At 39.5% G+C, this 14335-nt stretch carries 17 protein-coding genes; all 17 read left to right on the forward strand.

Features of this window, described 5'->3' with window-relative positions:
* Positions 1–593: 593 nt before the first annotated feature.
* The 17 genes from flgB (at position 594) to fliY (ending at position 14322) form a co-directional block, all read left to right on the forward strand.
* Positions 594–989, forward strand: a complete 396-nt coding sequence (flgB, locus tag SB775_RS01145) for a flagellar basal body rod protein FlgB (RefSeq protein WP_089362460.1) — start codon at positions 594–596, stop codon at positions 987–989.
* Complete coding sequence (flgC, locus tag SB775_RS01150) at positions 989–1447, forward strand: flagellar basal body rod protein FlgC (protein ID WP_089362461.1); 459 nt, start codon at positions 989–991, stop codon at positions 1445–1447. The genes flgB and flgC overlap by 1 nt, the downstream gene beginning before the upstream one ends.
* A 23-nt stretch (positions 1448–1470) precedes the next feature.
* A complete protein-coding gene (gene fliE / locus SB775_RS01155; RefSeq protein WP_089362462.1) occupies positions 1471–1779 on the forward strand; it encodes a flagellar hook-basal body complex protein FliE in 309 nt (102 codons plus the stop codon).
* 95 nt (positions 1780–1874) lie between these two features.
* Positions 1875–3470: a flagellar basal-body MS-ring/collar protein FliF gene (fliF, locus tag SB775_RS01160; RefSeq protein ID WP_410860286.1), complete on the forward strand. Its 1596-nt coding sequence runs from the start codon at positions 1875–1877 to the stop codon at positions 3468–3470.
* 13 nt (positions 3471–3483) lie between these two features.
* Positions 3484–4503 carry a flagellar motor switch protein FliG gene (fliG, locus tag SB775_RS01165; protein ID WP_410860288.1) on the forward strand — a complete coding sequence of 340 codons (1020 nt, stop codon included), beginning with the start codon at positions 3484–3486 and terminating at the stop codon, positions 4501–4503.
* On the forward strand, positions 4496–5275 hold the full coding sequence (gene fliH, locus SB775_RS01170; protein ID WP_410860289.1) for a flagellar assembly protein FliH: 780 nt from the start codon (positions 4496–4498) through the stop codon (positions 5273–5275). The genes fliG and fliH overlap by 8 nt, the downstream gene beginning before the upstream one ends.
* A complete protein-coding gene (fliI, locus tag SB775_RS01175) occupies positions 5265–6584 on the forward strand; it encodes a flagellar protein export ATPase FliI (RefSeq protein ID WP_089362466.1) in 1320 nt (439 codons plus the stop codon). The genes fliH and fliI overlap by 11 nt, the downstream gene beginning before the upstream one ends.
* A gap of 2 nt (positions 6585–6586) precedes the next feature.
* On the forward strand, positions 6587–7033 hold the full coding sequence (gene fliJ, locus SB775_RS01180) for a flagellar export protein FliJ (RefSeq protein ID WP_089362467.1): 447 nt from the start codon (positions 6587–6589) through the stop codon (positions 7031–7033).
* 4 nt (positions 7034–7037) lie between these two features.
* On the forward strand, positions 7038–7655 hold the full coding sequence (locus SB775_RS01185; RefSeq protein ID WP_410860290.1) for a MotE family protein: 618 nt from the start codon (positions 7038–7040) through the stop codon (positions 7653–7655).
* Positions 7656–7683: 28 nt separating this feature from the next.
* Positions 7684–8997 carry a flagellar hook-length control protein FliK gene (locus SB775_RS01190; protein ID WP_410860291.1) on the forward strand — a complete coding sequence of 438 codons (1314 nt, stop codon included), beginning with the start codon at positions 7684–7686 and terminating at the stop codon, positions 8995–8997.
* Between the two features lie 8 nt (positions 8998–9005).
* Entirely contained in the window at positions 9006–9641 is a 636-nt protein-coding gene (flgD, locus tag SB775_RS01195; protein ID WP_410860292.1) for a flagellar hook assembly protein FlgD, read from the forward strand.
* 327 nt (positions 9642–9968) lie between these two features.
* Positions 9969–10034: a hypothetical protein gene (locus tag SB775_RS01200; RefSeq protein WP_410860346.1), complete on the forward strand. Its 66-nt coding sequence runs from the start codon at positions 9969–9971 to the stop codon at positions 10032–10034.
* Positions 10035–10109: 75 nt separating this feature from the next.
* Entirely contained in the window at positions 10110–11375 is a 1266-nt protein-coding gene (gene flgF, locus SB775_RS01205; protein WP_410860293.1) for a flagellar basal-body rod protein FlgF, read from the forward strand.
* Between the two features lie 27 nt (positions 11376–11402).
* A complete protein-coding gene (locus tag SB775_RS01210) occupies positions 11403–11639 on the forward strand; it encodes a flagellar FlbD family protein (protein ID WP_410860294.1) in 237 nt (78 codons plus the stop codon).
* Positions 11636–12064, forward strand: coding sequence for a flagellar basal body-associated protein FliL (fliL, locus tag SB775_RS01215; RefSeq protein WP_410860296.1), 429 nt, complete (start codon positions 11636–11638; stop codon positions 12062–12064). Before SB775_RS01210 ends, fliL begins: the two co-directional genes overlap by 4 nt.
* Before the next feature lie 52 nt (positions 12065–12116).
* Complete coding sequence (fliM, locus tag SB775_RS01220) at positions 12117–13115, forward strand: flagellar motor switch protein FliM (RefSeq protein ID WP_410860298.1); 999 nt, start codon at positions 12117–12119, stop codon at positions 13113–13115.
* The gene (gene fliY, locus SB775_RS01225; RefSeq protein WP_410860299.1) at positions 13105–14322 is read left to right on the forward strand and encodes a flagellar motor switch phosphatase FliY; all 1218 of its coding nucleotides are present in this window, start codon (positions 13105–13107) and stop codon (positions 14320–14322) included. The genes fliM and fliY overlap by 11 nt, the downstream gene beginning before the upstream one ends.
* The last annotated feature ends 13 nt before the right edge of the window (positions 14323–14335 follow it).

Here is a 14335-nt window from a genome sequence, read left to right on the forward strand (position 1 = left end):
AAAAAAGAGGTAATTCGGAATAAAGATCTTAAATGGAAATGTGAATATATGCGTGGTTTTTTATGAAAAGGTAAATATATTATTATAACTTTTGAAATATGCAAACAGTGATAATAGAATGGGACGGCCTTTCTTTATGATAAGAGGAATTTGTCGAATGGATCGCCATTTTGAAAAAAATGTTTTTAACAAAAAAAGTACATGTACCATTTGTTTTTTAATAATCCTTTATTTTAAAGGGTGGAATCAGGTGAGTGGAAATAATCACTTGAAATTAATCGTTAAAATTAGTTCTAAAGTATCAGGTATATTGGTTCGTTTTTCGATATGCTAAATAAGCCAATGCAAGTAAAATTTGGTTAAAGTGTAGAATGCACTAATAAAATGTAATATAAGGTAATGTTAATCCTTGAATGATACTAAGAAAAACGTCAAATTTGAGCAAAATGTGACATTTTTCGACCATAATAGGTCTAAAGTCTTTGTGTTTTTATGGACATAGTTATTATGTTTCTTTAAAATAAACCATAAATGAATTGGGTTAATTTATTGATAAAGCAACTATTTACTAAATATTGAAAGGGGTGATCGATATGGAACTATTTTCAAATACTTTTCAATCACTAGAAAATGCTCTTAATTATTCTAATACAAAACAAAAAGTCATTTCACAGAACATAGCCAATTCGGATACGCCTAACTATAAAGCTAAAGAGGTCGACAAAACACAATCATTTAAAGCAGAGCTGGGATCTTCCCTAAAGTCATATCGGACCGATGAAAGACATTATACCTTCAAATCAGAAGAAGGTCATGCTTCTCCCATCGTATTTCAGAAAAATGTCCAATATAACAATAACGGAAATAGTGTGGACGTTGATAAGGAAATGACGGATCTTGCTGCAAATCAGATTTATTATAATGCAGTCTCTGATAGGCTTTCAGGAAAGTTTCAATCATTGGAGAATGTAATTAGAGGAGGTAAGTGATGGGAATCTTCCAAAGTATGAACATGACTGGATCTAGCTTGACCAGTCAAAGGTTAAGGATGGATGTAATCTCTGCGAATATGGCAAATGCCGATACGACCAGGGCGGAATATGACGCGGAGTTGAAAACATGGAAGCCATACACAAGAAAAGCGGTAGTGCTGCAAAGTAAGGAAGAAGGTTTTTCAAGCTTCTTAAACGCAGCATCCGGAAAAACTAGCGGGATAGGGAATGGAGTAAAGGTGACTGGAATAGTAAAGGACAGAACACCCTTTGAACTGGATTACAATCCGGAACACCCTGATTCCAATGAAGATGGTTATGTTGAAATGCCGAATGTCGACCCACTTAGGGAAATGGTCGATTTAATGAGTGTAACACGTTCATATGAAGCAAATGTAACAGTTTTAAATGCATCAAAGGGAATGATGATGAAAGCGTTGGAAATCGGAAAATAACAGTTTGAAAGGAGAGTGTTGATATGGAGGGGATTTCTCTTTCGGCAGTGAATAATGCAGGTAATGTGCTGAAAAAAGATCAGAATAATACTAATACACCATACGAATCACAGCGAAATTTTGCGTCCGTATTAAAAGAATCAATAAATAAAGTTAACGAAACACAAATGGCATCTGATGACCTTACGACAAAACTGGTTAATGGAGATGATGTTGAGCTGCATTCGGTGATGATAGCTTCGCAAAAAGCCAGCATTACCATGCAGGCTACATTAGAGGTTCGGAATAAGGTTGTAGAAGCCTACCAGGAAATGATGAGAATGAGTATATAGCATTCATTTTTAAACCTCATTAATATAGAGAAAAAATGATCAGGGGGAAAACTAATCCCCCACTCATAAATTCATAGACTGACCGGGGGATTTAAATGAATGAAGTAATAGAGTTTAAAAATAAAGTGGCTGCTTACTGGATGAGCCGCAGTAAAAAACAAAAAATGATGATGATTGGATCAGCAGCATTGATTATCATCATCATTACGGCTGTTTCACTTTTAACCACGCGTACGACGCTGGTGCCCTTATATTCAAATTTAACTCCATCGGAGACAGGGAGCATCAAAGAAAATTTGGACAGTAAAGGGATTAAAAACGAAGTTTCTGAAAATGGTACGACCATAAAGGTTCCTGAAGAAAGCCTGGATTCACTTAAAGTGGAACTGGCAGCTGAAGGAGTTCCGGACTCGGGGAGTATCGACTATTCTTTTTTTAGTCAAAGTGCTGGTATCGGAATGACTGAAAATGAATTCAACGTCATAAAACTGGACTCGATGCAAACGGAATTGGCCAGTTTAATAAAAAAGATTGATGGAGTAGAAGATGCCAGCGTAATGATCACTCTTCCTGATAAAGGAGTTTTTGTCAGTGATACGACTGGGGAAGCGTCCGCATCCATTGTATTGAAAACGAAATCCGGTTATAAATTTGAAGAAAGTCAAATCAACTCCCTTTATCATCTGGTCTCAAAAAGTGTACCGAATCTTCCTACAGATAATATCGTCATTATGAATCAAGACTTTGATTACTTTGACCTTGAAAATGAAAATTCATCTTTCACGTCCGCATTTGCTACTCAAAATCAAATAAAAAAAGAAATAGAACGCGATATTCAAAGACAGGTACAAAATATGCTTGGAACGATAATCGGTAGAGACAAAGTTGTTGTTTCTGTCACGACAGACATTGATTTCACTCAAGAAAACCGAGAAGAGAATTTAGTCGAACCGGTCGATGAAGAAAATATGGCTGGAATCGAGATTTCTGCGCAAAGGATCAATGAATCGTATAGTGGGGACGCTGCAGGTGCAGGAGGCGTTCCGCAAAGTGAGGATTCCTCAGATTCATTGGGAACCCAATATGCTGAAGGCACAAACGGTTCCGGTGATTATGAAAAAGTGGATGAAACGATAAATAGTGAAGTGAACCGAATCAAGAAGGAAATAGTCGAAAGCCCGTATAAAGTTAAGGATTTAGGTATTCAGGTCATGGTCGAACCGCCCACCGCTGACGATCCGAATTCTTTAACTCAACAGAGTGTGGATGATATCACACAAATCCTTGGTACGATAATACGAACGACAATCGAGAAAAAAGCTGAAGGGGAAGAACTTACGGACGAGGAGCTTAATAATAAAATTGCAATTTCCGTTCAACCGTTTAACGGAAAAATGACGTTACCAATAGAGGAAACGAGTCCATTGTTACCAATATGGGCATACATCGTCGGTGGCGTGCTAATACTTGCCATTATCATTCTCTTAATCTTATTCTTCCGTTCCCGAAAGCAAGTTGAATTGGAAGAGGAATACGTGGTCGAAGAAGAGGAAGTCGCATTCGATCTTCCTGATTTAAACAAAGAGAAGGAAACGGAAGCATCTTTAAAAAGAAAACAACTTGAGAAACTTGCAAAAGAAAAGCCAGATGAATTTGCAAAATTATTAAGAAGCTGGATAGCAGAAGACTAGGAGGCTTTAGAAAGTGACCGATAGAAAAAAAAAGGCCAGATTGACTGGCAAACAAAAAGCTGCCATCCTCCTTATTTCCTTAGGGCCGGATGTTTCTGCATCTGTTTATAAGCATCTTTCTGAAGAGGAAATTGAGAGATTGACCCTTGAAATTTCTGGGGTGAGAAAAGTGGACTCCCATGATAAAGAAGAAATTCTGGAAGAATTCCATAATATTGCTTTAGCACAGGATTACATCTCTCAGGGCGGGATAGGATACGCAAAGCAGGTACTTGAAAAGGCACTAGGCTCTGATCAGGCAACTGAGATCATTAACCGGTTAACATCTTCCTTACAGGTTCGTCCATTCGATTTTGCACGAAAAGCGGATCCTGGACAAATCTTGAATTTCATCCAGAACGAGCATCCGCAAACTATTGCATTAATCTTATCCTATCTTGATCCTGCACAGGCTGGACAAATATTGTCTGAACTTCCGCAAGAAGTGCAGGCCGATATTGCAAGAAGGATTGCTTTGATGGATGGCACGTCGCCAGAAATCATCAATGAAGTGGAGCAAATACTCGAAAGGAAACTTTCTGCGACCGTGACCCAAGATTATACACAGACTGGTGGAGTAGAAGCGGTTGTAGATGTGTTGAATGGTGTTGATCGCTCGACGGAACGAACGATTTTGGAGGAACTCGAAATTCAAGATCCAGAGCTTGCCGAGGAAATCAAGAAACGCATGTTTGTTTTTGAGGATATCGTGACACTTGATGGCAGAGCGATTCAGCGCGTAGTCAGGGAATCTGATAACGAAGACCTTAAACTTTCTCTTAAGGTGGCAAGTGATGAAGTGAAGGAAATCGTTTTCCGAAACATGTCAAAACGTATGGTCGAAATGTTTCAGGAAGAAATGGAATATATGGGGCCTGTACGTTTGCGTGATGTAGAAGAAGCACAATCGAGAATCGTTGCTGTTATTCGCCGTTTGGAAGAAACTGGGGATATCGTGATTGCCCGCGGCGGAGGGGATGATATCATTGTCTAGGATTATAAAATCCCAGCAAGCTCATCAGGAGAAAAGCAAAAAGATAGCGATAAAAGTTCCCACGTTTGACTTTCTTCAAAATGAAAATGCAGATGAGGGGATAAACCTTCAACATTTTCAATCTGATCAATTTCAGAGGGATGCTAAACAGGAAGCCGAAAGGTTATTACTGGATGCTAAACAAAAAGCCCAAGCGATAGCTGCTGAAATCCAGCAAGACCGAGAACATTGGGAGAATCAAGAAAAAGTGATGTTTATTGAACAAGCTCAAAAGGAAGGGTATCAGCAAGGAGTCGAAGATGGCTTCCAAAAGGGTTATAACGAGATTGCAGGGGATATAGCTTTTGCAAAAGAAGTGGTGGAGTCCTCTAAAAAAGATTATCGTCAACATATCGAATCATCTGAAACCGTTATTTTGAATCTTGCCGTGAAGGTCGCGGAGAAAATTATCGGGCACCAGCTTGAAAAAGATGAAGAGTCTTTTTTATCCATTGTCAAGAGAGCCATCAAAGAGGCGAGGGATTACCGTGAAGTGCAATTGCATATCCATCCTGTCCAATATCAATCGATTCTATCTCATAAGGAAGAGTTGATTGCAATCTTTCCAAAAGATACTGAGTTGTATATCTTTCCGGATGATGAAATTGAAGAAAACAGCTGTATTATCGAATCAGAAAATGGAAGGATAGATGCCAGTGTCAACAGTCAGCTGCAGGAAATAAAAGTGAAACTAACTGAGCTGCTGTGGGAGGGGAGTAACGATGAAAACTAGAGACCTATTGCCCTTAGTTGATGAGGTGGATTCATTCAAACATTATGGACGGGTCAAACGTGTCGTAGGGTTAATGATAGAATCTCAAGGCCCTGAAAGCTCTGTTGGCGACGTTTGTTATATCTATACAGGTATACAAAAAAAGAAAAACCGAATATTAGCCGAAGTTGTCGGTTTCCGTGATGAAATGGTTATTTTAATGCCATTTACAGCTGTTAGTGATATAGCACCGGGATGTATCGTGGAAGGAAGCGGACGGAGCCTTGAGATAAAGGTGGGAGGAGGGCTCATTGGCAAGGTAGTCGATCCATTGGGACATCCCATTGATGATTCATTGCTCCCAAAGGGTCTAGCTACCGTTCCTGTGGATCAAGATCCGCCAAATCCGATGAAACGCCCTCCCATTAATGAGCCGATAGATGTAGGAGTGCGTGCGATTGATAGTTTATTAACAGTTGGAAAAGGTCAACGTGTTGGTATCTTTGCTGGGAGTGGTGTTGGGAAAAGTACGTTGCTTGGCATGGTAGCAAGGAATACGACGGCTGACTTGAACGTAATCGGTCTTGTTGGAGAACGTGGACGTGAAGTTCGTGAATTCATTGAGAAAGATCTTGGACCAGAAGGGCTGGCACGATCAATCGTTGTTGTGGCGACATCTGATCAGCCAGCGTTGATGAGGATAAAAGGTGCTTTAACGGCAACTGCCATCGCTGAATATTTTCGTGATAAGGGATTGAACGTGATGCTGATGATGGATTCGGTCACGAGGGTCGCAATGGCCCAGAGGGAAATTGGGCTTGCTATCGGGGAACCGCCGACGACCAAAGGTTATACGCCCTCCGTTTTTGCCATCCTTCCAAGATTACTCGAAAGAACGGGAACAAATCAGCTGGGTACCATTACAGCGTTTTATACGGTTCTAGTCGACGGTGATGATATGAATGAGCCGATTGCTGATGCTGTCAGGGGAATATTGGATGGTCACTTCATACTAGATCGTAACTTAGCCAATAAAGGACAGTTTCCAGCGCTCAATGTTTTGAAGAGTATAAGCCGTGTCATGAACAATATTGTTGGGGACATACATAAAAGTTCCGCAGAAAAATTACGGGCAAGTTTATCAACCTATATGGAGTCAGAAGATTTGATTAATATAGGAGCGTATAAGAAGGGCTCTTCCAAACCAATTGATAACTCTATTACACGCTATCCTGAGATCATTTCATTTTTAAAGCAAGGCACCCATGAAAAAGCTCCAAAAGATAATAGTATTAACGCCCTTGTTGATTTGATGGGGAAAGGTGATTAGTTATGATTTATCAATATAAATTCGAGAAGATCCTGAACATCAAGGAAAAAGAAAAAAAAGATGCACTAGCTAAATATAATACTGCTTTAAAAAAATTTGAAGAAGTGGCAGAAAGGTTATATAAGCTTTTAAAGAAAAAAGAAGAGTTGCTTGAGTTTCAACAGGAAAAGCTGCGCAATGGATTATCCGTTCAGGAAATTCGCCATCATCAGTTATTTATGGACAACTTGGAAAAACTCTTAAGCCATTGTCAACAGGAAGTCATTGAAGCTCGATACAAGATGAATGTTCAACGGGATTTATTAATGGATAGAAATATTGAGGTTAAAAAGTACGAGAAAATGAAAGAAAATGATTTTCTTAAATTCCTTGATGTCTTAAAGGAAGTCGAGAATAAGCAAATGGATGAAATTTCTATCCGGCAATTCTTAAGCAAAGGCGTTAGGTGATAGAATGCGTAAAAAAAGTGAATCTAATGGATTGGAAGAATTGGAAAAAAGCAAGATAAGTAAGTTCCAATGGTTCTTTGTCATCTTCATTTCTTTAATCTTTGCGGTAACTGTAGCGTTGATCGTTTTTACAGTTGCAGGTGTCAATGTTGTGGAAAAGGCCAAAGGAATGTCTGAGAAAATACCCTTCATTGAATTGGATCATAAGAATGAAGAGAAAGGTAATCCAGCCAGGGAAAATGAGAAAGTCTCGATGAAGCTCGAAAAATTAGAAACTGAGATTGAAAACAAGAAAAAAGAGATAGACAAGCTTGAGGGCATCATTGATAAACGTGACAAGGCCATTTTAAAGGCAGGAGCGGAAAAACAGCAGCTTCAAACCGAAATGAATCAACTTAAGGATAGTCAGAATGGTAGTAAACAGGCGTTCAAAAATATAATCCGCACTTATGAAACCATGGCTCCTAAGAAGTCTGCACCTATCATTACTGAAATGAATGATGATGACGCAGTGGAGATTCTCTCAAGTATGAAAGCAGCCACTTTAGCTAAGGTATTGGAGCAAATGACAACGGCTGATGCTGCAAGGTTAACGAAGAAACTAACGGAACAAAGTCCTTAAGAGAAGAGATTAAGGAGGTGAATATTATATGAATTCAGCTATTAATTCTTTACTCCCCTTGGCATCATTAAGTCAAAAGGCACCAATTAAACAAAATCAGCAAACCAATTCCGGGTTTGGTTCAGTCCTTCAATCCTCCTTAGTGGCAGAACCTCCCGCTCCAGCGGATATAGGCGACATCACTGAAGGACGATTGTCTGTTATAAAGGATTTGCTTGGTTTTCTGAAACTTGAAAGGTTAAGTGATAAAGGGAAAGAGAGTATTGTTGAAGATATTTCTGTAAACAACCATGAAGAATTCAGCACCCTTCTATTACAGGTACTAAAAAATGTAGCCGGCAATGATGAGGGTGCCCTTAAGGATTTCTTTGCGAGCATAGAGGAAATGGATGTAGAACAAGAATTGGATGACTTCAGCATGAATCCACAAAGTTTGTTATCTGCCAATGTCATGGAACTGTATACAATTCTAAAAAAGGTTACTGTATTGAATGAAGAAGAATGGCATGAGCTCCCACTATCTGGTGTGGTGAATCTTTTGAAACTGGCTAAGATTCAAGATCTTCTTTCAGAGAGTAAGGATATGACACAAGATGAAGCGGCCATCCAGAAACAAATGAAAAACCTGCTTGAAGGGATAACGGGGAAACTGGATAAAATGTTGTCCAATCAGTCAGAACCAAAATCAGAATATGGTCAATCCAACATTTCGGAAAAAGGGCAAAATAAAACAATAGAAACATTGAAAAACCCACCCTTGCAATTATCTGGGAGTGACAAGGTAAGTAAAGGCAGGACAATAACCAGCAGTGTGACTTTGCAAAATTTGGATAGCGGTGACCATCAAAGTTCAGGTATGCCTTTGCTCATGACTAAGTTGGAGCAATTCGTCTTGACTGCTTCCATAGGTAAGCAAATTGTCAGTCATGAAGAGTTTGTTAAACAATTTGAAAATATTTTGAGTAAGGCGAATTTTAGCGGAAAAAACGGTGTAAATAAACTGTTGATCAGATTGAATCTCGAACATCTAGGGTCACTTAGAATCGAGTTGATTCAAAAGGATGGTAGGCTGTCAGCCAAGATTATGGCTACTACTTCTCAGGCCAAAGATATGCTGGAGAAACAGATTCATGGCTTAAAACAAGCCTTTAGCGGTCAAAATATTCAAATTGAAAAAATTGAAATATCACAGGCCTTCAATCCTTTTAACCCCGAGAAATTCAGCCAGAAAGATGCGGATGAACAAAATAAACAACAAGAGAGTAAGGAAGAAAGCAATGACGAGACGGATAGTGAGTTTATGGAATCCCTTGCCGAAGCGCTGTTAAATCTGGAAGTGTAGGTGTTAAAATGACGACCATTGATACGTCACTATTATTATCAAAATTTCAAACTGAAAACAGAAAAAACGGGGATGCATTAGGAAAGGATGATTTCTTGAAATTGTTGCTTACACAGCTTCAAAACCAAGATCCGTCAAATCCGATGGACAACACGGAATTCATCGCCCAAATGGCCACTTTTTCATCTCTAGAACAGATGATGAATATGGGAGCCCAAATGGAAGAAATAATCGGGATCAGTCAACAAAATAGTATCATGAACTTTAACTCCTTTGTCGGTAAGGAAGTCACTTGGCATAAATTGGATGGTGGCGATGGTGATCTTGCGGTAGAAGAAGGAACAGGCATCGTGAAGTCGATCCAATATAAAGGTGATGGTGTTTATTTCATTTTAGAAGATGGCACAAAGCTTGTACCCGCCAACATTTCACAAATGAAACAAACAAGTTCCACGGCAAATAGCTTAACGACGGCAAGTGAATTAATAGGCAAACGTGTTTCCTGGATGGATGAAAAAAATGGAGAGTCATCGGCTGTCGTTATCGCTGTATCCATGAATAATGGCAAGCTGCAAATTGAAGTGGATGATGAAAGCAACACCAAGCTATCATCAGAGCAATTGATCAAAATCGCTGAAGCTTAATGGGCGGGAATATGAGTAAACTTGATTTTCAGGCAAATTCCGTTCAGATGATGGCTCAAACAAAATTACCGTTAAGGCAAGGGCAGTTGACCCAACAAGGTTTCAACAGCATTTTCAATCAGCTGTTTCCACTAATGAAAAATTGACCATTAGTAAACATGCTCAAATGCGGATAAATGAAAGAAATATAGAAATACCACGACAAACCTGGAAACAAATAACCGATAAAGCTAATGAGGCTAAAAAGATGGGCGTGACCGAATCTCTTATCATTACAAATAATGCGGCACTCATAGTAAGCACGAAAAAAATAAAGTCATCACAGTCATGGACAGGGATGAAGCATCAGCTCAAATTTTTACGAACATCAATGGAACCATAATTTTGGATTAATAGGCTGGACCTAGAATAGGAAGTCTAGACTGTGGAATGACTGAAGCAGTCGCTATATGAAAGGGGAGATTTTACATGCTTCGTTCAATGTATTCGGGAATAAGCGGGTTAAAAAACTTACAAACAAAATTGGATGTTATCGGTAATAACGTAGCCAATGTCAATACTTATGGTTTCAAAAAAAGCCGTGTAACATTCAGCGATGCCATGAATCAAACGGTATCTGGGGCAAGTGCAGCAACAGCCAATAGAGGTGGAACTAATTCTAAACAAATTGGGTTGGGTTCCACGATTGCTACAATTGATACCATCCATACACAGTCAAGCTTGCAAACGACCGGCCGTGATCTTGACTTGGGAATTTCTGGTGACGGCTATTTCATCGTCAAGCAAGGCGATGCACTATCATACACTCGTGCTGGAAACTTTTATCTTGATAATAACGGTACACTTGTCAACTCGAATGGTTTGAAAGTGCAAGCTTACAAGATTGATGAAAACGGAAAACAATCAAAAACAATCGGTGATGTGGCTGTTAACGTCAATGCAATTTTACCTGCTGTAACAACAACTAAAATAACAGTAGGTGAAAATTTAACTGCTGATGCAATTGACGGTACCGTATTTAGTCAGCAAATAAAAGTCGTGGATGCAAAGGGTAAAGAACAAACGGCAACTATCTTTTTCCAAAAAACAGCTGATAACAAATGGGAGATTTTTGATGAGGAACCTGCTGCTTTGGGGGATACTTCGGCTACTAAACCAAAACCGTTCACTTCTCTGAATTTCGATGCTAATGGTCAGATAGTGGAAGCTGATAAAACTCAGGAAGGCCTAAACATTAACATTTCAAGTGGCAAAGAGAATGACCCGGATACGGAAGCTGATGAAAGCGTTCAAAAAATCAAATTGGATTTTGACTTCTCGAAACTTACTCAATCTAAAGGTGCTACGACTGCTCTTGTCAATCCAAATGGTAATAAAGAAGGGAAACTGGAAAGCTTTAATATTGGTGCATCAGGGGAAATAAATGGCATTTATTCCAACGGTATGATCACAACATTAGGCCAACTGGCCGTTGCCAAGTTTTCCAATCCATCAGGCTTGACGAAAACAGGTGGTAATACTTTTCAGGAATCAATCAACTCAGGTACTGCCAACATCAATATCGCAGGTGAGGGCCGGGGGTTGATTGCATCAGGTTCCTTGGAAATGTCCAATGTGGATTTATCGGAAGAGTTTACTGAAATGATCGTTGCGCAACGTGGTTTCCAGTCGAATTCCCGGATTATAACGACATCGGATGAAATTTTACAAGAATTAGTTAACTTAAAACGATAGGTTAAGGGGGGAGGAGCCAGGTGCTTATTGCTCTGGCTCCTAAATATCATTATCAAAGTCAGAAGGCTCAATGGAAAATGCGTTCATATCAATGCATTGTACATAGATACAGTCGAGTCATTGCCAGATACGACGATTACTTTTACAAATAGTAAGAAAATCGTTGTGCTTGAGAAGGAAGAGGAACTGGTTGAAGCTATCATACAATTTTATCGGACCGTTAATGTTCTCGGTTTTCGTAAGGATGTGGAGGTAAGTTCATGAAAAAAAACTTATTGACTATTATGTTGATTATACTCGTGGCTATAACGCTTGTTGGTGTCATAGCATTCGTGGTTGTGACAAAGTTATCTGACCCTACATCTGCAGAAGAAAAACCTAGCATTGACGAAATTGTCAAATCATCAGTTGAAATTCCCGAAATTACAACGAATCTTGCTGGCAATGATTATATCAAAATCTCATTTATGGTCCAAACAGAAAATAAAAAAGCAAAAGAAGAATTGGAAAAAAGAAGTTTTCAAGTGAAAAATATCATTATTACCGAACTATCCGAAATGAAAGCGGAAGTGTTAACCGGTAAAAAAGGCAAGGAAAAGCTTCAAGAAGTGCTAAAGACTAGAATGAATGAATTAATGGAAGAAGGAAAAGTTGAAAAGGTTTATATAACCTCCTCGATTCTTCAATAAGAACTTCCTTGCTTCATTAAATAAGAAGGGGAAGCTTTGGAGGTGAGTGTTAATGTCCGGGGAAATATTATCGCAAAATGAAATCGATGCTTTATTATCGGCCATTTCCACAGGTGAAATGGATGCAGATGATTTAAAGAAAGAAGAAATAGAAAAAAGAGTGAAAGTGTACGACTTTAAAAGGGCACTTCGGTTTTCAAAGGATCAAATCCGAAGTTTGACCAGGATACATGAGAACTTTGCAAGGTTGCTGACCACATACTTTTCGGCTCAGCTTAGGACATATGTTCAAATATCCGTTGCTTCGGCAGATCAAATACCATACGAAGAGTTTATTAGATCGATCCCGAAAATTACCATCCTGAATGTGTTTGAGGTGCCGCCGTTGGATGGCCGTATCATTCTTGAGGTCAACCCGAATATAGCTTATTCCATGATGGATCGAGTTTTGGGCGGGCGGGGCAAAAGCGTGAATAAGGTAGATACTTTAACGGAAATTGAAACGAAAATCATGTCGAATTTATTCGAGAAGGCTTTTGAAAATTTACAGGAGGCCTGGGGAACGATTGTTGAAATCGAACCGGTGATGACAGAGTTTGAGGTGAATCCACAATTTCTTCAATTGGTTTCCCCCAACGATACGGTTGTTGTCATTTCCTTGAATACACAAATCGGCGAAACGAGTGGAATGATTAATATTTGTATTCCTCACGTCGTATTAGAACCAATCATACCAAAGTTATCTGCTCATTATTGGTTGGAAAATTCCCAAAAGGAAAAAATTCCAGAGGAAATCATGATTTTGGAAAAGCGTATTCGAAATGCAGACCTTCCCATTATTTCCGAACTTGGTTCTACGGATATCACCATCCAGGATTTTTTACTGCTAGATGTTGGTGATGTCATCGATTTAAATATGGCAATCGATGAACCTTTGACAATTAAAATTGGAGGGGTCCCAAAATTCAATGGGCAGCCAGGAAAAGTAGGAAAAAAACACGCCATCCAGATTCTTGATATTTTGAAAGGGGGAGACGAAGATGGTAAGTGATCAAATGCTTTCACAGGACGAAATAGATGCCCTTTTAAAAGGTACAAGTGATATAGAAGATGAGATGAAGTCTCATATGATTGACGATTATTTATCAATTATGGAACTCGACGCCCTCGGGGAAATTGGTAATATCTCTTTCGGAAGTTCGGCCACTGCCTTATCCACTTTGTTGAATCAGAAAGTGGAGATCACCACCCCGACGGTTACCTTAATTGAAAGGGGACAGATTGCGGAAGAGTTTCCGCATCCGTATGTAGCGATTCAAGTGCAATATACCGAGGGTTTCTCAGGTATTAATATGCTGGTCATCAAGCAGAGCGATGCTGCAATCATTGCAGATTTGATGCTTGGCGGTGATGGGGAGAATCCTTCTGACATGCTGGGAGAAATTCAATTGAGTGCAGTCCAGGAAGCCATGAACCAAATGATGGGTTCTGCTGCTACATCGATGTCGACCATTTTCAGTAAAAAAGTGGATATTTCCCCTCCTAGCATAGATTTACTTAACTTTTTAAATGGTGAAGGGGAAAATGCGATACCGGACGAAGATTTATTTGCAAAAATCTCGTTCCGTCTCCGTGTCGGTAATTTAATTGACTCCAGTATTATGCAATTGTTGCCTTTAGAGTTTGCTAAAGGGTTAGTCTCTGAATTATTGAATGGAACGGGCGATAGTGAACCGACCGATATGAAAATGGAAAAGGTACTAAGTGATCCAGTAACGAACATTCCACCCCGGGAGCCGGTCCCATTCCAAGACGCCGGGTCTAATCAATCGGCAAATGAATCTTTTGGGCAAGGCGGTTACCAAACCCATCCTACGAACCAAATACCGAATATGCCGCAACATTTTGGAGTTTCATCCGTACCAACAGGGCAGCCGGTAAATGTTCAGCCTGCTAGTTTCTCTAGTTTTCAGCAGTTTCAGCTTCAAGAGGCTGAAACGAAAAATCTCAGCATGCTGATGGATATCCCTCTACAGGTAACTGTGGAGCTTGGGAGAACGAAGCGCTCTGTCAAGGATATACTGGAGCTGTCCTCCGGATCTATCATCGAATTGGATAAATTAGCCGGCGAGCCAGTGGATATCCTGGTAAACAGTCGCTTGATAGCAAAAGGTGAGGTTGTGGTGATTGATGAAAACTTTGGCGTACGTGTTACGGATATCATGAGTCAAAGTGACCGATTAAATAAAATCAGATAATTTGGGGGACGAA

The organism is Peribacillus sp. SIMBA_075 (assembly GCF_046534585.1).

Coding starts and splice junctions, on each gene's coding strand:
- flgF (WP_410860293.1), top strand. CDS start 10,110: ATGCTTCGTTCAATGTATTCGGGAATAAGCGGGTTAAAAAACTTACAA.
- fliE (WP_089362462.1), top strand. CDS start 1,471: ATGGAGGGGATTTCTCTTTCGGCAGTGAATAATGCAGGTAATGTGCTG.
- fliY (WP_410860299.1), top strand. CDS start 13,105: ATGGTAAGTGATCAAATGCTTTCACAGGACGAAATAGATGCCCTTTTA.
- SB775_RS01185 (WP_410860290.1), top strand. CDS start 7,038: ATGCGTAAAAAAAGTGAATCTAATGGATTGGAAGAATTGGAAAAAAGC.
- fliF (WP_410860286.1), top strand. CDS start 1,875: ATGAATGAAGTAATAGAGTTTAAAAATAAAGTGGCTGCTTACTGGATG.
- flgB (WP_089362460.1), top strand. CDS start 594: ATGGAACTATTTTCAAATACTTTTCAATCACTAGAAAATGCTCTTAAT.
- fliI (WP_089362466.1), top strand. CDS start 5,265: ATGAAAACTAGAGACCTATTGCCCTTAGTTGATGAGGTGGATTCATTC.
- SB775_RS01190 (WP_410860291.1), top strand. CDS start 7,684: ATGAATTCAGCTATTAATTCTTTACTCCCCTTGGCATCATTAAGTCAA.
- fliM (WP_410860298.1), top strand. CDS start 12,117: ATGTCCGGGGAAATATTATCGCAAAATGAAATCGATGCTTTATTATCG.
- flgC (WP_089362461.1), top strand. CDS start 989: ATGGGAATCTTCCAAAGTATGAACATGACTGGATCTAGCTTGACCAGT.
- flgD (WP_410860292.1), top strand. CDS start 9,006: ATGACGACCATTGATACGTCACTATTATTATCAAAATTTCAAACTGAA.
- fliJ (WP_089362467.1), top strand. CDS start 6,587: ATGATTTATCAATATAAATTCGAGAAGATCCTGAACATCAAGGAAAAA.
- fliL (WP_410860296.1), top strand. CDS start 11,636: ATGAAAAAAAACTTATTGACTATTATGTTGATTATACTCGTGGCTATA.